Annotated in this window: 19 protein-coding genes and 1 pseudogene; 8 read left to right on the top strand and 12 right to left on the bottom strand. The window is 60.1% G+C overall.

Annotation, left to right across the window (positions count from 1 at the left end):
• Positions 1–128: 128 nt before the first annotated feature.
• Entirely contained in the window at positions 129–851 is a 723-nt protein-coding gene (locus tag ATC00_RS07470) for a LuxR family transcriptional regulator (RefSeq protein ID WP_037387194.1), read from the top strand.
• Positions 852–921: 70 nt separating this feature from the next.
• On the opposite strand, the gene ATC00_RS07465 is transcribed toward ATC00_RS07470, so the two are convergent.
• The 9 genes from ATC00_RS07465 to ATC00_RS07425 all read right to left on the bottom strand — a co-directional run bounded on the left by ATC00_RS07465 (position 922) and on the right by ATC00_RS07425 (position 11353).
• On the bottom strand, positions 922–2355 hold the full coding sequence (locus ATC00_RS07465; protein ID WP_064252421.1) for an NADH-quinone oxidoreductase subunit N: 1434 nt from the start codon (positions 2353–2355) through the stop codon (positions 922–924).
• Positions 2352–3827, bottom strand: coding sequence for an NADH-quinone oxidoreductase subunit M (locus ATC00_RS07460; RefSeq protein ID WP_064252420.1), 1476 nt, complete (start codon positions 3825–3827; stop codon positions 2352–2354). The genes ATC00_RS07465 and ATC00_RS07460 overlap by 4 nt, the downstream gene beginning before the upstream one ends.
• Before the next feature lie 8 nt (positions 3828–3835).
• Positions 3836–5596, bottom strand: coding sequence for a Na(+)/H(+) antiporter subunit D (locus ATC00_RS07455; RefSeq protein ID WP_064252419.1), 1761 nt, complete (start codon positions 5594–5596; stop codon positions 3836–3838).
• Entirely contained in the window at positions 5589–5843 is a 255-nt protein-coding gene (locus ATC00_RS07450) for a hypothetical protein (protein WP_064252418.1), read from the bottom strand. The genes ATC00_RS07455 and ATC00_RS07450 overlap by 8 nt, the downstream gene beginning before the upstream one ends.
• Complete coding sequence (locus ATC00_RS07445; protein ID WP_064252417.1) at positions 5840–7303, bottom strand: monovalent cation/H+ antiporter subunit D family protein; 1464 nt, start codon at positions 7301–7303, stop codon at positions 5840–5842. The genes ATC00_RS07450 and ATC00_RS07445 overlap by 4 nt, the downstream gene beginning before the upstream one ends.
• A gap of 4 nt (positions 7304–7307) precedes the next feature.
• The gene (gene nuoK, locus ATC00_RS07440; RefSeq protein ID WP_037387207.1) at positions 7308–7610 is read right to left on the bottom strand and encodes an NADH-quinone oxidoreductase subunit NuoK; all 303 of its coding nucleotides are present in this window, start codon (positions 7608–7610) and stop codon (positions 7308–7310) included.
• Complete coding sequence (locus ATC00_RS07435; RefSeq protein ID WP_064252416.1) at positions 7610–8110, bottom strand: NADH-quinone oxidoreductase subunit J; 501 nt, start codon at positions 8108–8110, stop codon at positions 7610–7612. Before ATC00_RS07435 ends, nuoK begins: the two co-directional genes overlap by 1 nt.
• Before the next feature lie 216 nt (positions 8111–8326).
• Complete coding sequence (locus ATC00_RS07430; RefSeq protein WP_037387211.1) at positions 8327–9211, bottom strand: hypothetical protein; 885 nt, start codon at positions 9209–9211, stop codon at positions 8327–8329.
• Between the two features lie 138 nt (positions 9212–9349).
• Entirely contained in the window at positions 9350–11353 is a 2004-nt protein-coding gene (locus ATC00_RS07425; protein ID WP_064252415.1) for an aldo/keto reductase, read from the bottom strand.
• A 287-nt stretch (positions 11354–11640) separates the two neighbouring features.
• On the opposite strand from ATC00_RS07425, the pseudogene ATC00_RS07420 reads away from it, so the two are divergent.
• Positions 11641–12519: pseudogene (locus ATC00_RS07420) on the top strand (helix-turn-helix domain-containing protein); the annotation flags it as partial.
• A gap of 227 nt (positions 12520–12746) precedes the next feature.
• Here ATC00_RS07420 and ATC00_RS07415 read toward each other — a convergent pair.
• The gene (locus tag ATC00_RS07415; protein ID WP_064252414.1) at positions 12747–14042 is read right to left on the bottom strand and encodes a reverse transcriptase domain-containing protein; all 1296 of its coding nucleotides are present in this window, start codon (positions 14040–14042) and stop codon (positions 12747–12749) included.
• A gap of 239 nt (positions 14043–14281) precedes the next feature.
• Here ATC00_RS07415 and ATC00_RS31980 point away from each other — a divergent pair, with 239 nt between their 5' ends.
• The 5 genes from ATC00_RS31980 to ATC00_RS07385 all read left to right on the top strand — a co-directional run bounded on the left by ATC00_RS31980 (position 14282) and on the right by ATC00_RS07385 (position 17980).
• Positions 14282–14512: a ribbon-helix-helix domain-containing protein gene (locus tag ATC00_RS31980; RefSeq protein ID WP_153045182.1), complete on the top strand. Its 231-nt coding sequence runs from the start codon at positions 14282–14284 to the stop codon at positions 14510–14512.
• A gap of 42 nt (positions 14513–14554) precedes the next feature.
• Positions 14555–15058, top strand: a complete 504-nt coding sequence (locus tag ATC00_RS07405; RefSeq protein WP_064252412.1) for a hypothetical protein — start codon at positions 14555–14557, stop codon at positions 15056–15058.
• A 194-nt stretch (positions 15059–15252) separates the two neighbouring features.
• The gene (locus ATC00_RS07400; RefSeq protein WP_064252411.1) at positions 15253–15669 is read left to right on the top strand and encodes a hypothetical protein; all 417 of its coding nucleotides are present in this window, start codon (positions 15253–15255) and stop codon (positions 15667–15669) included.
• Between the two features lie 819 nt (positions 15670–16488).
• Positions 16489–17262: a terminase large subunit domain-containing protein gene (locus ATC00_RS07390; protein WP_064252409.1), complete on the top strand. Its 774-nt coding sequence runs from the start codon at positions 16489–16491 to the stop codon at positions 17260–17262.
• Positions 17252–17980, top strand: a complete 729-nt coding sequence (locus ATC00_RS07385; RefSeq protein ID WP_153045181.1) for a hypothetical protein — start codon at positions 17252–17254, stop codon at positions 17978–17980. Before ATC00_RS07390 ends, ATC00_RS07385 begins: the two co-directional genes overlap by 11 nt.
• A 5-nt stretch (positions 17981–17985) precedes the next feature.
• Here the strand turns inward: ATC00_RS07385 and ATC00_RS30830 are convergent, their stop codons facing one another.
• Positions 17986–18249: a helix-turn-helix domain-containing protein gene (locus ATC00_RS30830; RefSeq protein WP_082912128.1), complete on the bottom strand. Its 264-nt coding sequence runs from the start codon at positions 18247–18249 to the stop codon at positions 17986–17988.
• A gap of 92 nt (positions 18250–18341) precedes the next feature.
• Here ATC00_RS30830 and ATC00_RS07380 point away from each other — a divergent pair, with 92 nt between their 5' ends.
• Positions 18342–18785: a hypothetical protein gene (locus ATC00_RS07380; protein ID WP_064252512.1), complete on the top strand. Its 444-nt coding sequence runs from the start codon at positions 18342–18344 to the stop codon at positions 18783–18785.
• 12 nt (positions 18786–18797) lie between these two features.
• Here ATC00_RS07380 and ATC00_RS07375 read toward each other — a convergent pair whose 3' ends face one another.
• Positions 18798–20090 (bottom strand): deoxyguanosinetriphosphate triphosphohydrolase family protein, encoded by a 1293-nt coding sequence (locus ATC00_RS07375; RefSeq protein WP_064252408.1) that lies wholly within the window; start codon positions 20088–20090, stop codon positions 18798–18800.
• Between the last annotated feature and the right edge of the window lie 60 nt (positions 20091–20150).

Here is a 20150-nt window from a genome sequence, read left to right as displayed (position 1 = left end):
CGTCTCACCTCCTCCGATTGCATGTTGCGCGGGAGCCTGAGAAAGCGGACGTCCGCTCCGGAAGGAGCGTCCCCGGCAGGATATACTCGTCGCAAGCACCCTGGTGATCGTTACGGGATCGTAGAGAGATGAAGCTCGAAGCCGAGTTCAACCGAATTGAAGGCGTCGCTGCAGCCTTCAATACGCACTACGAAATCTTCAAGTATATGAAGGGCCTGACACAGGACCTTGGAATGAACGCCTTTCTCATAATGACGCTGCCAACCGTCGACATCGTGGAAATCGGGGCGACAAAGATCATTACGAATTGGCCCGCCGAGATGGTCGAATATTATGATACTCACAACTTGCTGATAGATAGCCCTGTCATCCGGCGGATGCTGAGCTCGACAAGCCCATTCAACTACGATGTCGAAGCGATCAATGCCGATCGCGGGCAAGGCAAGAAATCCACGGTCATTGAGCTTTTCAACCGGTACGGAATGGGAAAGGGCGCCTATTTCCCTGTTCACGACGCTGCGGGCGGCCGCGGCGCCATGTCAATTTCGGGACCCCGAAATTTCAGCATGATCGAAATGGCGAAACTCCTGTTCATCGCCACGCTCATTTATGATCGATTGTCGCAACTCACATTGAAAGAAAGACAACGCCCCATCGAGTTCACGCACAGCGAACTGGACTGTTTAAGACTTACCGCCGGCGGAAAGAAGGGCAACGAGATCGCCAAGCTTCTTGATCTGTCGGAACACGCTGTAAACAACCACATCAGCAGTGTGATCAAGAAACTTGGATGTACTTCGAGAACGCAAGCCGTCGTCAGCGCCTTGCGCTTGAACATTATTCGCGCATAGGCCGGATGAGCTGGCATGACGTGGACTTGCAAGAGGGCAAAGCGCGCCACGAGTCCCGATTACTCTGAGGCTACCCGCCAAACACGGACTGTTGGGCAAGCCTCAGGAACCACTCCGGAAAGAGGCCGATGCCGATGGTGCCGGCGGCAGTGCAGGCGAGCGTGGCGCGGACAAAGGGTGTCAGTGCCGGTTCGAAGGCCCTCTCCGGCTCGCGCATGTAGATCACCATGACGATGCGGATGTAGAAGTAGGCGGCAACGGCACTCAACAGCACCGCGACGACTGCCAAGAAGACGAAACCGCGCTCAACGAGCGCGGTGAGCACGTAGAACTTGGCGAAAAACCCGGCGGTCGGCGGAATGCCGGCAAGCGAAAACAGATAGATCAGCATGAGAAGCGCCAGCCCCGGATGCGACTTGGCGAAACCGGCATAGTCTTCGATGACTTCGCCGGAGAAATCGCCGCTCCGCATCATGATGACGGCGCCGAAAATGCCGAGATTCATGAAGGCGTAGATCAGCAGATAGAGCATCACGCTGGCGACGCCGTCCGCCCCGCCGGCCACTACGCCAAACGTGGCGAACCCCGCATGGGCGATGCTCGAATAGGCGAGCAGCCGCTTGAAATTATCCTGCACCAGGGCCACGAAACTGCCGAGCGCCGCCGTCACCACCGCAATGACCGCGACGATGATCCAGACGTCCGAGGCTGCGACCAGCGGATTGAGGAACACCCGAAGGATCACCGCGAACCCCGCCGCCTTCGGCCCCACCGACATGAAGGCGGTGACCGTCGTCGGCGCCCCTTCATAGACGTCCGGCACCCACATATGGAACGGCACGGCCCCGACCTTGAAGACCAGCCCCGCGACGATGAAGACCACCGCCAGCAGCAACCCCGGATCGAGCGGATCGCCGCTCACCGCAGCGGTCATCGCGTCCAATTGTGTCGTGCCGGTGAGCCCATAGACCAGCGAAACGCCATAAAGGAAAATGCCGGTCGAAACGGCGCCGAGGATCACATATTTCAGCGCCGCCTCGTTCGACCGCCGCTCATGCCGGAGGAAGCCGGTCAGCACATAGGTGCAGAGCACCATCAGTTCGAGGCCCACATAGATCGACAGGAGATCGGTCGACGAGGCCATGATCATCATGCCCGACAGCGCGAAGAGCAGCATGACATAGTACTCGCTGCTGCCGATCCCTTCGATATCGGCATATTTCCGCGAAAGCAGGAACGTCAGGACCGTGGCGAGGTAGAAGACAAACTTGAAGAAGACGGCGAAGCGATCGGCAACGAACATGCCCGAATAGGCCGGCCGCACCTCGCCCGCCAGCATAAGCGTCGCGAGAGCGGCGATGAGTACGACTGCGACCGACGCCCAGAAGAGCAGCTGTTCCTCCCGTACCAACTGCCCCAGGATCAACAGGATGCAAGCGCCGGTGATCACGATGATCTCCGGCAGGCTTGCCAGCATCCATTGGAAAAGCACGGCGGCGGTCATGGTCCGCTCTCCTTGCCGTGCACCTCGGTCAGCAAATGGCTCACCGAGGCGTCGATGACGTTCAGGAAGGGTTTCGGATAGAGACCGACCCAAAGCACGAAAACTGCGAGCGGCAATATCGCCGCCATCTCGCGGACGTTCACGTCGCGGATCTGGTATCGGGCGCCGACGCTTGCCGGGCCAAGCGCGACCTTGCGGTACATGCCAAGGAGGTAAGCGGCGCTGAGCAATGCCCCTAGAACTGCGGCGGTACCGACGGCCATATTCGCGGCAAAGCCGCCCGACAGCACCAGCAGCTCGCCGACGAAGGAATTGGTGCCTGGCAGCGCCATCGACGACAGGGTGAACAGCGCAAGAAACCCGGTATAGACCGGCGCAACCTTCATCAGCCCGCCATATTCGGCGATGCTGCGCGTATGGGTCCGCTCGTAGATCACGCCGACGAACAGGAACAGCGCGCCCGTCGTCACGCCATGATTGAACATCTGCAGGATGCCGCCTTCGACCCCGCGTAGATTGAGGGCGAAGATCCCCATCGTCACGAAGCCCATGTGGCTGATGCTGGAATAGGCGACCAGCTTCTTCAGGTCGTCCTGCGCCAGCGCAAGCAGACCGCCATAAACGATGGCGAGCGCTGAAAGTGCCAGCATCAGCGTCGAATAATAGACCGACGCCTCCGGCAGCATCGGCAGCGAGAAGCGCAGGAAGCCATAGGCGCCCATCTTCAGAAGCACGCCGGCGAGAATGATGCTGCCCGCCGTCGGCGCCTGGACATGCGCGTCCGGCAGCCAGGTGTGAACCGGAACCATCGGCACCTTGACGGCGAAGGCGATCAGGAAGGCGAAGAAGAGCCAGGACTGGACATCGAACGGCAGATCCTGGGCGCTCAAAGCAAGAATATCGAAGGTCCGGCCGCCGTGGAAATAGAGCACGATGATGCCGATCAGGAACAGCAGGCTGCCGGCCAGCGTGTAGAGGAAGAACTTGAACGCCGCATAGACCCGGCCGTCACCGCCCCAGACACCGATCATCAGATACATCGGGATCAGCATCGCCTCCCAGCAGACGTAGAACAGGAACAGATCGAGCGCTGAGAACACTCCGAGCATCAGCGTCTGCATCGATAGCAGGGCGACCATGTATTCCTTGACCTTGCGGTCGATCGCGACCCACGAGGCGAGCACACAGATCCCGCCGAGCAGTGCGGTCAGGAACACGAACAGCGCGCTGATACCGTCGACGCCGAGCGCATAGGTGATGCCGATCGCCGGCACCCAGGGGTGCCTTTCGGTGAACTGCATCTCGTGGGTCGTGGTGTCGAACGCGGCCAGCATCGCCACCGCGAGCGCGAAGTCGACTGCCGTGAAACCGAGCGCCGTCCAGCGCACCGCATCGTCGTTGCGCAGACACAGCAACACCGCTGCCCCGGCGGCGGGCAGGAAGACGATGAGGCTGAGCAGCGGGAACGTCATCGCACCCCCTATCGCCACACGACGGCGAAGACGGCAATGGCCGCTATCAGACCGGCAATCATCGCCAGCGCATAATGCGTCACGACGCCGGTCTGCAGCCGCCGCAACACCCCGCCGCCGTCAAGGATCGCATGCGCCACGCCATTGACGATCGCATCGATGCCGTTGAGGTCAACCCGAAGCCCGGCCCGTGCCGAGCCGTGCAGCAAGGGCAGCGCCGTCGTCTCGGAGACGTCGCTCACCGCCTTCTCGTAACGGGCCAGCGGCCGCTCGGCGAACCACATGAAGGCCCGCGCCCCCTTGCGGTAGAACCAGTCGGTGTCGATGCTGATGGTGTTTTCTGGGTCGAGCGCCTTGAGGAACAGCACGAATCCGAGAGCCGTGAACATCAGTACGCCGAGGCTCTCGGTGACGTGGGCGCCGGTATAGGGTTCGAAGTCGACCGGATAAGGAAGAAGCGCGTAAAGCGGCCCTGGAAAAATCCCGATCGCAACGCAGAGCGTCGCCGCCATGGCCATCGCTGCCAGCATGTTGCCGGGCGGCTCCCGCGCCTCAAGCCCGCGATCGGTGCCGAAGAACATGTAGTAGGGCAGCTTGAGCCCCGTATGCAGGAACGTCCCCGACGAGGCCATCGTCAGCGCCAGCATGACGAGCGCACGGTGATCCTCTCCGGCGGCAGCCACCACCATCGACTTGGTGACGAAGCCCGAGAAGAACGGAAATGCGGAGATCGCAAAGGCGCCAATCATGTAGAGCGCCACGGTCAACGGCATGGTCCGGTAGAGACCGCCGAGTTCGGTGAGCTTGCGTCGTCCGGTGACGTAGATCACTGCCCCTGCCCCCATGAACAGCAGGGCCTTGTAGAGGATGTGCGCGAAGGCGTGGCTGGTAGCACCGTTCACGGCCAGCTCGGTGCCGATGCCGACGCCCGCCACCATGTAGCCCACCTGGCTGACGATGTGATAGGCGAGCAGCCGCCGGCAGTCATTCTCCAGCACCGCGTAGATGACTCCGTAGAGCGCCATCGCGGTGCCGAGCCAGACCAGAAGCTCGGTCCCCGGAAAGGCCCGCGCCAGCACATAAACGGCGGTCTTGGTTGTGAACGCGCTCATGAACACCGCCCCGGTGACGGTCGCCTCCGGATAGGCGTCGGTCAGCCAGGCATTGAGCGGCGGCACGGCGGCATTAAGGAGGAAGCCGGCAAGGATCAGATAGGCGCCGGCACCGATATTGCCCTCGATCGGCCCGAATAGCAGCGACCCCGAGGCAAGCGCGTGCAGGACGATACCGCCGAGCAGCACGACGCCGCCGGTGACATGGACCATGAGGTAGCGGAAAGCGGCGCGGATCGCCTTCTCACCTCCCTGGGCGAACACCAGATAGGCCGAGGCAAAAGCCATGCCCTCCCAGAAGAGATAGAGCGTCAGGTAGTCGCCGGCGAACACCACGCCGAGCGCGCTGCCGACATAGACGAAGGCCGCCACATGCTGGCCGGCCTCGGTCAGATGCAGCGCATAGACCATGCCGATCAGCGCCAAGATGGTGAAGACCGTGGCAAAGACGATGCTCAGCTTGTCGACCTTGGCGACGAGGACGTCCTGGCCAAGAAACTGCGCCGCGCCATAGCTTCCCGGCTGCAGGGCGAGCACGGCGAGGAGCGCCAGCACCGGGATCAGCAGCAGATAGACCTTTCGGGCCGCCCCTCGCAGGAAGGGAATCGGGACCGCACCGAGAATGAACAGCAGGGCGGGATGGACGAATTCAATCATAATAGTCCTCGCGCCGCATGAGCCCGCCCTGATGGCCGAGGAACTTGGAAACGAAAATCAGAAGCACGCAGGAGACGAAGCCGTAGACGGCCGACCAACCAGGCAGCCGCTCCCACAAATATTCGACGTGGGCGCGCGGAACGACGAAGTCGGCGACGACGATCAGGACGAGCACCAGATAGAACAGCCGGTGCCGGTATCGCGCATAGGCTTCATCACCAAACAAATCGACGATGCACTTGATCATCGAACCACTCCTTCCGCCAGAGCGACGAAATAGCCGGGGAAGATGCCCATCAGCACCGACAGGAGCGCCGTCGCGACCAGCGGGACGGTCACCAGCGGAATTTCGCGGACCTTCGATAGCCCCTCGGGCCGCTCTCCGCCGAAGAAGGCGACATAGCTGACCGGCAGGAAATAGGCGGCGTTCAGCACCGAGCTTGCCAGAAGCACGACCAGGAACGCGATCTCCCCTGCCTGGACGGAGCCCAGCGTCAGATACCATTTGCTGACGAAGCCCGCGGTCGGCGGCACGCCGATCATGCTGAGCGAGGCGACGAAGAACGCCCCCATCGTCCAGGGCAGCCTCCGGCCGATGCCGGCCATGTCGCTGATGTTGCGTTTTCCCGAAGCGCAATAGATCGACCCGGCGCAGAAGAAGAGGGTGATCTTGGAGAAGGCGTGCGCCGCGATGTGGATGATGCCGCCGACCATCGCGACCGGCGAGAGCAGAACGGCGCCCAGCACCACATAGGAGAGCTGGCTGACCGTCGAATAGGCGAGCCGCGCCTTCAGGTCGTCGCGCGTCAGCGCATAGATCGACGCCATCAGGATCGTGAAGGAGACGAGGTAGGCGGTCGCGATGCCGAGACCCAAGCCGCCGATCAGCCCCGTGCCGAAGACGTGGAACACCACGCGCAGCACGCAGAACACCCCCATCTTGACGACGGCCACCGCATGCAGGAGCGCGCTGACCGGCGTCGGCGCCACCATTGCGGCAGGCAGCCAGGCATGCATCGGCATCACCGCCGCCTTGGCGAAGCCGAACAGATAACAGAAATAGACGACCGTCAGCAGCGCCGCCGAGGCATTGGCCTTCGCCAGCAGCCCGCCGGGCACAAAGTCGAGCGACCCGGCAATGTGATAGGTCAGCGCCAGCGCCGCCAGCAGCACGCTCTTCGAGGCGCCCATCAGATAGACGAGATACTTGCGGCTGCCCGCCCAGCCCGCTTCGTCCTCGTGGTGGTAGACGAGCGGATAGGTGACGAGGCTCAGCACCTCATAGAAGATCACCAGCGTGAACAGATTGGCGGCGAAGGCGCCGCCGACGGCGGCTGCGAGACTGGTGGCGAAGCAGGCGAAGAAGCGGGTCTGCGCGTGCTCGTGCAAATGCCGCATGTAGCCGATGGAATAGATTGCCGCCAGGATCCACAGCAGCGACGAGACGGTGGCAAACACCATGCCGAGCGCATCGACCCGGAACGCAAAATCGATGCCTGGCAGGACCTCGAACAGCCGCAACTCGACCGTGCCGCCCGAAAGCACCGTCGGCGCCATCGAAGCGACGATCGCGAACATGACGACCGCGGCGAGCGGCGAGACGAGATCGCGGACATTTTCACGCTTGTGGAGAAAGAGAACTGCCAGGGCCGCCAGGCCTGCGACGGCGACGGCAAGAAGGGGCCGGATGGAGATCACCGGATCCAAGCGGCTATCCTTTCATCACGGAGACGTCGTCGACCTTGAGGGTCGACTTGTTCCGCACGAGGGCAACCAGGATACCGAGGGCGACGGCCACCTCCGCGGCCGTGATGGCGATGACGAAGATCGCGAAGATCTGGCCGCGGAAATCGGCGTAGTAACGCCCGAAAGCGATGAAGTTGATATTGACCGAGTTGAGCAGCAGCTCCAGCGACATCAGCACGACGAGAATATTGCGCCTCAAGAGCACACCCGCCGCCCCGATCACGAAGAGGACCACGCCGAGCGAAATGTGCCACCAGAGCGGAACCATCACCCCGACTCCTTCCGTGCCAGCACGATCGCGCCGACGAGCGCCGCCAGCAGGATGACGGAGGCAGCTTCAAACGGCAGGAGATAATCGGCAAATAGCGTCGTGCTGAGCGCTCTGATCTGATCGCCCTCCGCCATGGCGGCGGGTTCCGTGACCGAAAAGCGGTCGCTCGACAGCACCAGCACGAGCATCTCGGCCCCGAGCAGCACGAGCAGCGCCAGGGCCGGCAGGTTTCCGCCCGGCAGGAACCGTTGCAACACCGCTTCGCGCACGTCGATCATCATGATTACGAAGAGGAACAGCACCATGATCGCGCCGACATAGACGAAGATCTGGACGACCGCGAGCAAGGGTGCCTCGAGCAGCACAAAGACGGCCGAAATCTGCAGGAAACAGGCCATCAGGGCCAGGGCGCTGTGAACCGGATTGCGGGCCAGCACCACAATCAGGGCGGTGATCACAGCTACAGTGGCGAACAGAAGAAAGAAGCCCTGATCCATCGACGCCGACCCCTCACACGCGAACTGTCACTCGGCGCGAGATGGCCAGATTTGAGGTAGCGCCGCATTTCAGATGCGTTCACAAATTGTGCCCTAGTCTCGGATTTTTCACAAGAATATTGTCGGCGAAGAAGTAAGCCCCCGCGCCGCAGTGACGTGCCGTCCCGGAACGTCACTGCGTTTTTGAACTCGATCCTGGGAGGCGACGACAGCTTATCAAGGCAGCAGGGTGGTGGTCGTCCAGGCCGGACCGCTGCGCTCTTCCTGCTTGAGCGTTGAAGAGCCGAAGTTGTAGCGCAATCCCGTTGTCAGCGTGTGGCTATTTTCCGGTTCGAGATCGACGCCACCGCTTTCCAGGCTTGCACGGTCGAAACGGTATCCCGCGAAGACCGTGAAGGGCATGAACTCCGGACGGTAATTGCCGATGATCGAGGCCGTCGTCAGATCAAGCTGCGCATCGGCATCGTCGAAGTCGAAGTTGTGCAGCCCCAGTTCACCGTCGATCCGCATGTTGTCGGTAAAATAGAGTCGAGCGCCGATCTTTCCGAAATAATGGTCGGCATCGAGGCCGACGATGTCGGACTTGCCATAACCCAGTTGAGTATAGGCGGTGCCGACCGCATCGAAATAGGCAGCTTCGATGCCACCGGAATTGTCGGTGACATCGTCGCTTCCTCCCGCCAGCCCAGACGCAAAACCAGTCCCGAGCCGCGAACTTTGAAAGAACGCGCCCAACGCATAGTCCTGGGTTGGGCGATAATAGACATGCGCTGCCCCGAAGGCGTTGTCATAGTCGGCGTCATCTATGTCCGTCTGGCCATACCCGCCGTCAGCCTGGAGGTTGAGGCCGGAGCCGGCGTCGAAATTGACTGCGCCGCGCAGAGCCCAGCCCTTGCTGTCCAGATCGGAGTCCGAGGTCTTTCCGGCATGAACCTCGCCCTCGACATAGCCGACCACGGGACTTGTTACAGCAGGCGAGGCTTCTTCATACGATGCGCCACTGTCGGCAAAACCACCAGCCAGCGGCCCATCCATGTCGGCAGCTTCAGCACTCATTGCTGAAATCAAGATCGCAGTCGTTGCGAACAGGGTTTGTTTCATGACGATATTCCTAGAACGAGAATATCGTCACCCTATCCACTATTGGTTAACCATAACTTTAGTCTGCAGGCTGTACTGAACCACACAACCACGGATAAGCATCCTCTAAATCACCGACGGGTCCCGAAACCCCTGCGATCAGCCTTCCAGCCAACGCAACTCTTCCGGAGCAAGCGTGATCTGTAGGGCCGAGAGGCTGTCTTCGAGCTCCGCCACGGTCCGCGGGCCGATCAGCGGGATGACGGGGAACGGCTGGGCGATAACATAGGCAAGCGCGATGTGGATCGGGCTGCAGCCGCGCTTCCTCGCGAGTTCGATCGCGCGGTCGCGGCGTTTGAAATTGCGCTCGGAATACCAGACCCGGACGATTTCCTCGTCCTCCTGCTTGTCGCGCCCTGCCCTGTCGGTGAAAAAGCCACGCCCCTGGCTCGACCAGGCGAAATTCGGAATCTGCCGCTTCGCCAGCCAGTCTTTCCAGCCGTCGTCGGAAGCTGCGACGCAACCGGGCCAGATGGAATCGAGCATCTCGGCCAGCGAGAAATTGTTCGAAAGAGCGGCCGGGGCCGCCTTGCCGTTTCTCTCGGCGTAGGCGATCGCTTCGTCCATGCGCTCGCGTGTCCAGTTTGATCCACCGAAGATACCCCGTATCCGCCCGCGCCGGACCTCGGCGTCCATGGCATCGACGAATTCGCCGACCGGGATGTCCGGATTGTCGCGGTGCATGAAATAGACATCGACATAGTCGGTCTTCAGCCGCTCCAGCGACTGATCCAATTGCCTGGCGATCACATCCGGGTAGCAGAGCGGCGAATGGGCGCCCTTGCCGATCAGGATGATGTCCTCACGATCGACCTTTCGGCTCGTGTGCCAGTCGCCGAAAATGCTCTCGGTCTTGCCGGCACGGTAGACGAATGCGGTGTCAAAGACATTTCCTCCGGCCTCGTAGAAAGCGTCGAGCGTCAGCGAGGCGGAGGCGAAACTCGGAAAAAACTCGAAACCCAGCACAACATTTGAGGCCGGCTTGGCGACGCCCGGGATCTGCCGTTTGGGCACATTGCTCCCGGCGACGACGGCCGCACCTGCGAGATTGGTGGTCCGTTTGGCGGCCGTCTCGATCGCATATTCGAGGCCGACGGATGCGCGCCAGCGATCGAGAACGCGTAGATTGGCGCGGGTATCTTCTGCGCTCATACCGGGGAAAGAGAACTCGGCGCGGCCGGCACGGATCGCCTCGCCCACCGCATCGACCTCGAACGAATAGAGATGGCGCTTCTCCTCGACCTCGATCGTCCGCTGTCCGTCGCCCCTGATGATCTCGATGCGCCCTATCCCGCCCTCGGTGCCGGAGGCGAACCAGAAGTCCTTCACTTCGATGCGGCCTTTCGAACCGATGATGCGCAACACGTTGTCCTGCTCAGCCATGATCGAGCAGGACACTTCCGCGACAATGTCGTTCGGAAACTTGAGGACCGCCGAGGCCCACTCGTCGACCCCGGACGGCCCCAGACGCGCCGCGCCGGACACCGTCTGCGGTTCGAGGAAGGTCTTTTCCTCCGCTGCACCGGCGAGCATGCAGACCACTGAGACGGGATAGCCGCCGACATCGAGAATACCGCCGCCGGCGAGATCATTGGCAAAGAGACGATGCTCCGGGCGATAGCTGCCCATGTCGAAGCCGAAACTCGAGCGGATGATCCGCACGTCGCCGATCGCTCCTTCCCGCACCAGCTCGACCAGCCGGGCCGTCTGCGGATGGAACCGGTACATATAGGCTTCGCCGGCGAAGACACCGGCCTTTTTCGCCTCGTGGAAGATCGACTGCGCCTCGAAGGCGGAAAGCGCCATCGGCTTTTCGACCAGCAAATGCTTGCCGGCGCGCACCGTCTTGATCGCCCATTCGGCATGGCCGGGGTGCGGCGTGGCGATATAGACCGCGTCGATCTCCGGATCCTTAAGCAGCGCTTCATAACCCTCGACAATCCGCGCCCCTGGAAAGCCGTCGGGGAGCCCGGGCCTGCCCGGATTGCGGGTGGCGATGGCCACAAGGTGGCCCGTCCTGGACCGGGCAATCCCGGCGGCGAATGTCCGCGCGATGGTGCCGGGGCCGATGATACCCCAACGGATCAGCTGTTCTGAGCGCATGGAACTTCCTTTTGGTCAGCCTTTGGGAGGGTGATGGGTTGATCAGTCGCCGTCGCTTGCCTTCGGCATCAAACGGGACGCGGGTGTCTGGCGGAGGATCAGGCGCTTGCCGCAGGCGATTGTGCAGGACAGCCATACGGATGGAAGATCGATGGAACCGAGGTAAATGCCAGAGCCCTGAAATGCTTGAAACACCTTGAAAACCTCCCTTTTCAAGTGCAGTCCTCAGCAAACAAGGGCACATTAACGCCGCGCGGAAATCTGTCTCGTACGAAGGGAATGCGGATTTGGAGGATAGTAAGATTGTCGAGCGAGCGGTCTACCAGCCCGGTGCCTGCGGCATCGAGGGCATGCCGACCCGGCTGCATTTCTTCCACGCCCACCCCCCGATCATGCTGCGCGCCCACTGGCATGCGCAGGTCGAGGTAAACTACGTGATGCGGGGCTCGGTGCATTATTGCATGGCTGGCCATGACCTGAGGCTCGGCCCCGGACAGATGTGCCTCTTCTGGGGCGGACAGCCGCACCGAATGGACGAATCCTCCGACGATTCCATCTATGCCGGCGCGCATCTGCCGCTCGTGCACTTCTTCCGCATGCGGCTGCCGCCGGAAATCTCGGCCATGCTCATGGGCGGCGCCACGATGCTGACCTCAGAGACGGACGGCGCCGACGACCGCAACTTTCCGCGCTGGCGCAACTGGGCAAATTCCGGCGACGAGGTGAAGGCCCAGCACGCCGTCGAAGAACTGCTGCTGCGCGTCGAACGCATGTTCATGGAGCCCTACACCATCGTTGCACCCGGCAAGGAACGCCAGACCGAGACCGCCTCGGCCCCACCCTCGCCCGGCGTCGTGCGCATGTGCGATTTCATCGCCGCCAATTTTCTCGAGGAGATCGACGCGGTCGACATCGCCGCCGCAGCCGGATTGCACCCCAAATACGCCATGAACCTGTTTCGCAAGTCGACGGGCATGACGCTGATCAAATACGTGACGCTGCTGCGTCTTTCGCGGGCGCAAGCGATGCTGATGAACGGCGCCGAAAGCATCCTGCAGGTGGCGATGGATAGCGGCTTCGGCTCGGTAAGCGCCTTCAACAAGGCCTTCCGCCAGATCGCCGGCATGCCGCCATCGGATTTCCGCCGCGAGGTTCGAGCTGCGGCTAGACGAGGTGAGAAGAAGGAGGAAGGGGACAATGGTGGGCCCGGAGGGAAACCCCCCAAGCTTAAAATTATCCAATCAAAACAACCGCATTCGCCCCTACTCGTGTAGCAATGTGTAGCAGATGCGTGGGCGGGTCAAGCTGTGGAGCTAGACAAACCCGCATCAGACATCTTTAGGCATCCTGCCTCCTTGGAAGGAGCTCGTTGCAATTCTGAACGAGGACCGGCTCAGTGCAACGCGTTGCAGGCGCGCTCCTTCAGCAAGTTCCCGAAGGCCACGCGTCCGATAATTTGACCGAGCTGTCTTAATTGGTGATGCATCCACAAGAGGGATGAAGCCCATGCTCGATTGGCATTCAACCAACCGTACACGGCAGTTTTCAGCCCTCGTATGCATCCAGTCTCCGAAGCAGAGAGGGCTAGCTTTAGCAGTTTCCTCTGAGCAGCCTTTCTAGCGCCGACTTTGGTAACGACGCGCTCGTATCCCTTCCGACGTCTGAATGTCATGCCGATAAAATCAAAACCGTCTGCGATCTTTCTGGGTCTTTTTGCCTTGAGAGCGAGTGGACCGACGGGTAACTCACGAAAGTGAGCGCCCAGGGCTTCAGTGGCTGCTGCGACCTCATCCTTGCTGTCGCCGAGGATGCATACATCGTCAGCGTAAAAGACGATTATCACACCTGAGGGTAGGACAATCGTTGCCAGCGCATAGCCGATTACGAGATCAGCAATGAATGAAGAAGCAGCGCCGCCCGGAGTAATTCCCCGTCGGCTGTAGGCGTACAGTCCCATATCAGTGATCGGCATCGTAAGATCACCATGGCATGCATAACCCCACGTCCTGATGAGCGTGCGGTCTTCTCGTTCTGCGCAGCCCGCGCTTCTGAGAACTTTTCCCGGGACAATGCGCCTAATCAGGTTCGCAAGCATGTCCCGATCGATGGACGAATAGCAATTTGCTACATCTGCTGTAGCGACCCATTTTTTGCGCGGGTCGTTCATTACGCTTTCTATGCGCTTAATGGCAGCTTGCCTCCCGCCATTCACCGTGCCGAACTGATCGGAAGCGCAGAAAGCTTTGTTTACCGGGCGAAGCGTGTTTGCCAGCATTCTCTGGCGCGCCTTCTCTACAGGGCCGAAGGCGCAAATTATGCGCCGCTGCCATGGCTTTGAGGCTTTTGGCACTAGCTTCACCTTGTAGGGCTCGGACGTTTCTTGCGACAGACTTACGGAAGAAGCAATTGTTTTGAGCTCTACGAGACTTTTCCGCCGACCCATCTCACGATGGGCACGGTCCAGTTCAGTGAGCTTATGGTCGAAACTCGTCCGTAGGCGGTACGCGAGCTTCGCAGCACGCCGCCGCTGGCCAGCAATGAGTGCAGCTTCGATCTGACGGTGAAGCTTTCTGACGCGAGCGCCGGCCGCTTCCACCCTTTTCCGGTCCGCATGCCTCTGTCGTGCGTCAACCACTGCACTATCCCCGCAGGTCAGCAACCCGGTCCCATTGTCAGTGACGAAGGCCATACGAAACTTTCCTTAACGGCGACCGAACGCGACGCCTGTAAAATCTGTTGCAAGTATACTTTGCAGAGAAGTAATCCAATATTACCCACTGTAGCAAGCTATAATTTTTCCGTTGCCGCATAATATCTTTTGACAAACAGTCATACATAGGGGTGTATTAAAGATTACCGTAAACATATCTTGTATTTATTTTACAATTACTATATCTCGATAATCATCGCGACGTTGAGGAGCCAAAGATGAAGACGGAAACAAAGTTGATCGGCGTACATGTCGATGCGGCATTTGCGGAAGAAGTGGATGCCGTTGTCGGCAAAGGCCAACCGGGCGATCCAGGGTACTTCGCCAATCGTAGCGACGTCGTGAAGTGTGCCATTCGACGCTTCCTGGTGGACATTAACAACTCTCAGGAAGTTCACCCGAATATCCGAAAACGCGCCCGGTCAGTGCAACCCGTTGCATCGGCGTAGCCCTACCCCGGTCCCCACCCGTATTCAAAAGGACGTGACACAATGGCTGCTCCCCTCGTTCCCGAAAGCTCAACCAAGAAGGCGGAAAATTTGCTCTCCCGCTCCGAACTGGAGCATCGTGAGCGCGTCGCGAAGGTAAAGTCCCTCGATGCCGCGCTTGCTGCGTTTAATCGTTCCTCCGCAACGCACGCGTTGGAGGCCGTTACCCACTCCTCCAACGGTATTGGACAGATGCTTTTCGTTCCGCAAAGCGCTCCGGCTGAGAAAGTCGAGGCAAGCTCTCCGGCGAACTTCCACCCCAAAGTGAAGCCGCTCGTTGGCAGTCTTTCGGCAGATGCAGCCTCCCTCCTTAACCTGGTCATCAAGGCCGATGAGGTATATCGCGGTGCGCAACTCCTTGACCTGTCGAGCTTCTCGGTGAAGTCAGCGCTCCAAATTTCGGAGGGTGAGGCAATCGAGGCCCGCTCCGAACTGGAGCGGCGCGGCCTCATAGTCTTCCATGACAACGGCAGCGGATATCGCGGCTTCTATCCGCGTCTCCCTTAACCTCTCCCCGTCCCTGCCTGGAAGTATCTCGCCGGGCAGGAATGACGCGGTGCCGGTGGGTTACCTTCGCCCTCTTCGTCAGACCGGCACCGCACTCTTCCATCGAAGCCGGTGATTAAGGCGTCCAGATCGAGCCCAGCCCGTCACCGGCATTTGAAATAACCAATCTCCACCAGGACCGTACAGGATCACGAATGAGCCCCTATTTTGCTGAAACTGCCGAAGCGATCACCAATCCCGAGCCCTTCGCTCTGGTGTCACTTCGCGATCTAATGCAGTCATCGCCGGAGTTCCTCCTGTCCCTGACTGCAATCGAACTTTTCCGCAGCCCTAATGCCGGCGCCATCCCGCCCGAGCTGGAATGCGTGATCGAAGACCTGGACGAGCAAGTCAACTTCACCACCGAGATGGTGCGCGCCGGTCTTGCCACGATTGCTCGCCTCATGAGTGACAAGGCGGAGGACCGCTCCGTGGGCAGAAAGGAAGTACTGGAGGCAGCCTGCCAGAAGTTCACCCAGGACAGCGTGCGCCTCTCCACCCTGCTGATCCTCCGAGACACACTCACCGTCCCGGCCGAGCAGATTGCTCCCACGACCGCCATTAATTCCTAGCAATCGAGACAGGCCACCAGCGCAATACCGCTGCAAACGAGACAATCGAGACGGCGGACTAGAAGAAGAAACGAGACACGCGAAGGAATGAATTGAGATGGCCCGAGTATGTGTGTGCTGCGAACACCCCCAAAGGACAGCGATCGAAGCACAGCTCGTCTCGGGCCGTTCACTTAGAGCCGTTGCGGCTGACTTCGGCCTGAGACCGGCAGCCCTTCACCGGCACGCTCATAACCATCTTTCGGCAAGTCTAAGGGCTTCAGCCCAGGCGCACCATTTCGCGGCCCAGTTTCCAGCTACACCGGCAACACCGAATGCCCCCCCGCCCAACACGCTGCTCGAATTGCAACCCGTTGCAGGGGATGAGGCATCATTCTCGCACTTGCAAGCTGTAAGGCGCGCGCTTCAGCTCGGAGAGGCGGGCCCCCTTCGAGCCAACCCTCTCCCTTCCTCCGGGGAAGAGCAAGGGAGCGTAGCACAGTCAAACGAGACGATACCGGCCACCGAGCACCTCTCTGTCGCACCGCTAGACCCGTACGCCTTAGCGTGTGAGCTGAGGGACAGCGCAGTCACCATCTTGCGGAGCGCCTCCGCATCAGGTGACGCGAAGCTGGCTCTGGACGCAAACCGAGCTGCCGTGAACGTACTCGACAGGCTCGCCCGCCTCATGCCGCGCAACGGCAACGACGCAGCATCGCCACCGCTCCAGCTGTCGCCCGAGTGGGCTCGCCTCCGTTCCACTGTCATGGTAGCGCTGGAGCCCTTTCCAGAGGCGCGTATCGCCGTTGCTGAAGCGTTGGCTGAGGCGGGAGAACCGCAATGATCTCCCGCGATCTCTCGATGGCGCTCGACCCAGCTCTGTTCATGACGGAAGCGGGCTACCCGCCGGACCCCTGGCAGCGCGCATTTCTGCGCTCGACGTCCGCGAGAACCCTTCTGCTAAGTTCCCGCCAACTCGGGAAGAGCACGGTGACGGGAGCGCTCGCTTCACACGCCGCGATTTATCTGCCCGGCAGCCTCGTTCTTCTCCTAGCACCGTCTCAGCAACAGAGCCGCGAGCTATTCCGTAAAGTATGCGCTTTTCACCGGGAGGCTGCCGACACTAATCCTGAGGCAGAAAGCGCCCAGCGCATCGAGTTGCCGAACGGCTCTCGCATCGTCTCCCTTTCCGGCAATCCGACCACGGTGCGCGGCTTTTCCGGTCCCAGGCTCGTCATTCTCGATGAGGCGGCTTGGATTGAGGACGAGCTTTTCCATGCGGTGACCCCGATGCTTGCTGCCGGTGGCCGCCTCATAGCCATGACGACACCGAACGGGCGGCGCGGATGGTTCTATGATGCGTGGGCCGGGAATGATCTCGCGTGGTCGCGCACTCGGGTGACCGCGCTGGAAAGCCCACGCATCACCCCCGAGTTCCTCGCTCTGGAACGGGCTGCCAAACCTGAGTGGCGTTATCGGCAAGAGTACCTCTGCGAGTTTGTCGACACCGACGAGCAGCTCTTCCCCACCGACATGATTGCTCGGGCGATCTCGCGAGAGGTGGCGCCACTTTTCCCTTCGCCGCTGCATTTAGGTGGACACCATGCCGCTTAGGATTGTTCGTGACTTCTCCGATCCGAACCACACCCGAAGGGTGATCTATGAGCCCGATCGCGCGGACGTGCCACAAGGCCGCCCGCGTGGAAGTCTTTATGTTGACCCCGATACAGGCCGGTGGCGCTCTCGCCGCGATGAAGTGAGCCCCGTCAAATATTTTGTTGGCCTCGATCTCGGACAGGCTGCCGACTTCACGGCGTTGGCCGTGGTTGAGAAGGGAGAGGCGGGCCTTGCCGTGCCTCACTTAGACCGAGTTCGGGGTCTGCCTTATCCCGAACTCGTCAAGATGACAGCCGATCTCATGGCCAGACCTCCACTCGCTGGAGCCTCTCAGCTTATTGTCGACGCTACAGGCGTGGGCCGCGCAGTCTTGGACATGCTTCGTAGCGCTGATTTGCAACCTGTTGCAGTGACCATTCACGGCGGGGACAAGGTCACCGGCGCGCGCCGCGCCCCGCGTGTACCGAAGCGCGACCTCATCAACACACTCCTCGTGGTGCTCCAGGCAGGCGCCCTTAAGATTTCAAGTGAACTCCAGCATGCGGGAACCCTCGCGCGCGAACTGTCCGAAATGCGTCGGAAGCTTTCCGCCGCTGGACACGACAGCTATGGAGTATGGCGGGATGGCGAGCACGATGATTTGGTGCTTGCCCTCGCGCTTGCGGTTTGGCGCGCTGAGCGGGCGGGCGGGGCATCCCTCACCGCCTCATCATGAGAAAGCTAACTCGCTTTCTTCCGCCCCCCCGGCAAAGTAGTCGGAGGCGCAGCCCCTTCCGGCGGCCTCACGAAAAACTCCGACAATTCCACTGAAAGTGCTCGCGCGAGTTTGTCGAGGACATCAACTCCGGCGTTCGCGGCTTCACGCTCAAGCTTTGCAAAATAGGCGCGGTCCACACCTGCGTCAGCGGCAAGCTTTTCCTGGGAAAGCCCCTTCGACACTCTGATCCGACGTAAATTCCAGGCGAGAAGCGCGCGACCGTTCATTCGCGCAATGAAGCGGCCCTAAGCCCATTAACCCACTGGCGATAGCCACAGGATTTCGCTATCTAGGAGTTGCATGTGGCTGAGGGGTGATGATGGAAAAGAAAAACTACGCTGCCGAGAACCTTGCGTGGGGGGCGATACTTCTGGCCGGGGCTTACTGGTATTTCTCCTCGGAGAAAGACCACAGCCCGGCCGACAAGCCGTCGGCCGCGGTCGCGATCGAAAGAGAGGAAGCTGAGTGTGCAGCAAACTTGGACTGCTGGGCTAGTAAATGGCAAATCCGAGCCGGTAGCGACTGCCAGGAACCCATCCAGCGTCTGGCAAAAAACAACTTTGAATGGACGGACAGTTGGGCGGAACCCAAACTGCCCCGAGCGCTGTGGCTTAATCAAAGTCAGAAGACAGTCACTTACGTGGGCGACAAGATCAAATTTCAGAATGGCTTTGGAGCGTGGAGTATTCACACATACGAATGTGATTATGATCCGACCACGCGCACGGTCCTGAGCGTCCGTGTAAAGCCTGGGCAGCTTTAGGGTGCGACTTGACTACCGCACAATCGGGTCCAGCACCGAACCCGTCACGGAACCGGTCAAGCGTGAATGAAGCGCTATTGCTTCTGCCTCAGACAGGCTCGCGATACAATCAGCGACGAACCGTGCGGGGCTTGTTCCCGCCATGGGCCGAAGATAGCGAAGCCTAACAGGCAAGAAAGTGGGATACCCAGTTGAACTGTCAGGATTTGAAGTCAAAGCGTCAAACAGATCACGTATTATCTTCTTCTGTCCGTACTGCTGGGCAGCCAAGGTCGGGCTTCCAATGATGTAATCACGAGTGATCTGTTTCAGTATTTTGACTTCGTCTACGCGATCCGGATCGAACTCAACTGCAACGTTCGATGACCGGTCAGTATTAATACGCACCGCTTGTATGTAAGTTCCGATGAGTTGAGATGTCATTCGCCGGAGTTGCTCGCGTTGCTCCCGCGCACCCTCGTAAGGCTCGGACAACAACTCGGAATACGTGCCTTCCAGGAATTCTCTCAAGCGATCGTACGCCGCAGTGACACGTTCTTTGGCTTTCAGGTCTCCGGCACCGGCGCCAAGAGCGTGACCTATAATCCGATCTTTTTCTGCGAATACCTTGCGCCACGGCAATGCATTGCACCGATGGAAGTCCTCTAAATCATGAACCGAATAAGCGACATCATCCGCCCAGTCCATCAATTCAGCTTCGAGCGTCTTTTCGTTGTGCTCGTGACGTTCGCGGGCGAATTCAAAGTCCACCCTCTCGGACCGATAGACCGACCACTTCTTTGCCCCCTTACCCGTTTTGGCCCGATACCACGGGTATTTTAGACACGCTGCGAGGGTTGCGCGTGTCATATCAAGTCCGTCGGCGTCGGCAAAGCGGACGGCTAGCTTGGTCATGATACGAAACGACTGAGCGTTGCCTTCAAAGCCGTCGTCATCGTTTTTGAGGACAAGTTCGTTGAGCGTGTGCTCCCCGACGTGGCCAAACGGCGGGTGCCCAAGATCATGAGCGATACAAGCGGCCTCAACAACCTCGGGATCAAGTCCTCGAAACTCAGCCTCTTCAGGCTGCTCTTTTTGCAGCAATTGGGCTAGGCGGCGGCCCACTTGCGCCACCTTGATGGTGTGTTGTTGACGGGTGTGAAAAACGTTCGCTTCACCGGCGCGAACAATTTGCGTGATCCCGGCTAATCGATGAAACGCAGAGGAGTAAAGCAGGCGATCACGGTCGCGTTCGAACTCCGAGCGCTGGTCCCCACTCGTTCGTTCATATCGCCGCGCTTGGCGGTGGCCAATATCCCAAAGCACTGTGGTCAGGCAGCCACAGCCTCTGCAACGACGGTCAGCATCCAGTCGTGGCCTACGGAA

Source organism: Sinorhizobium americanum (assembly GCF_001651855.1).
GTDB lineage: Bacteria > Pseudomonadota > Alphaproteobacteria > Rhizobiales > Rhizobiaceae > Sinorhizobium > Sinorhizobium americanum.
Note: the sequence above shows the minus strand (reverse complement) of the source record. Positions and strands in the feature narration are given on the sequence as shown.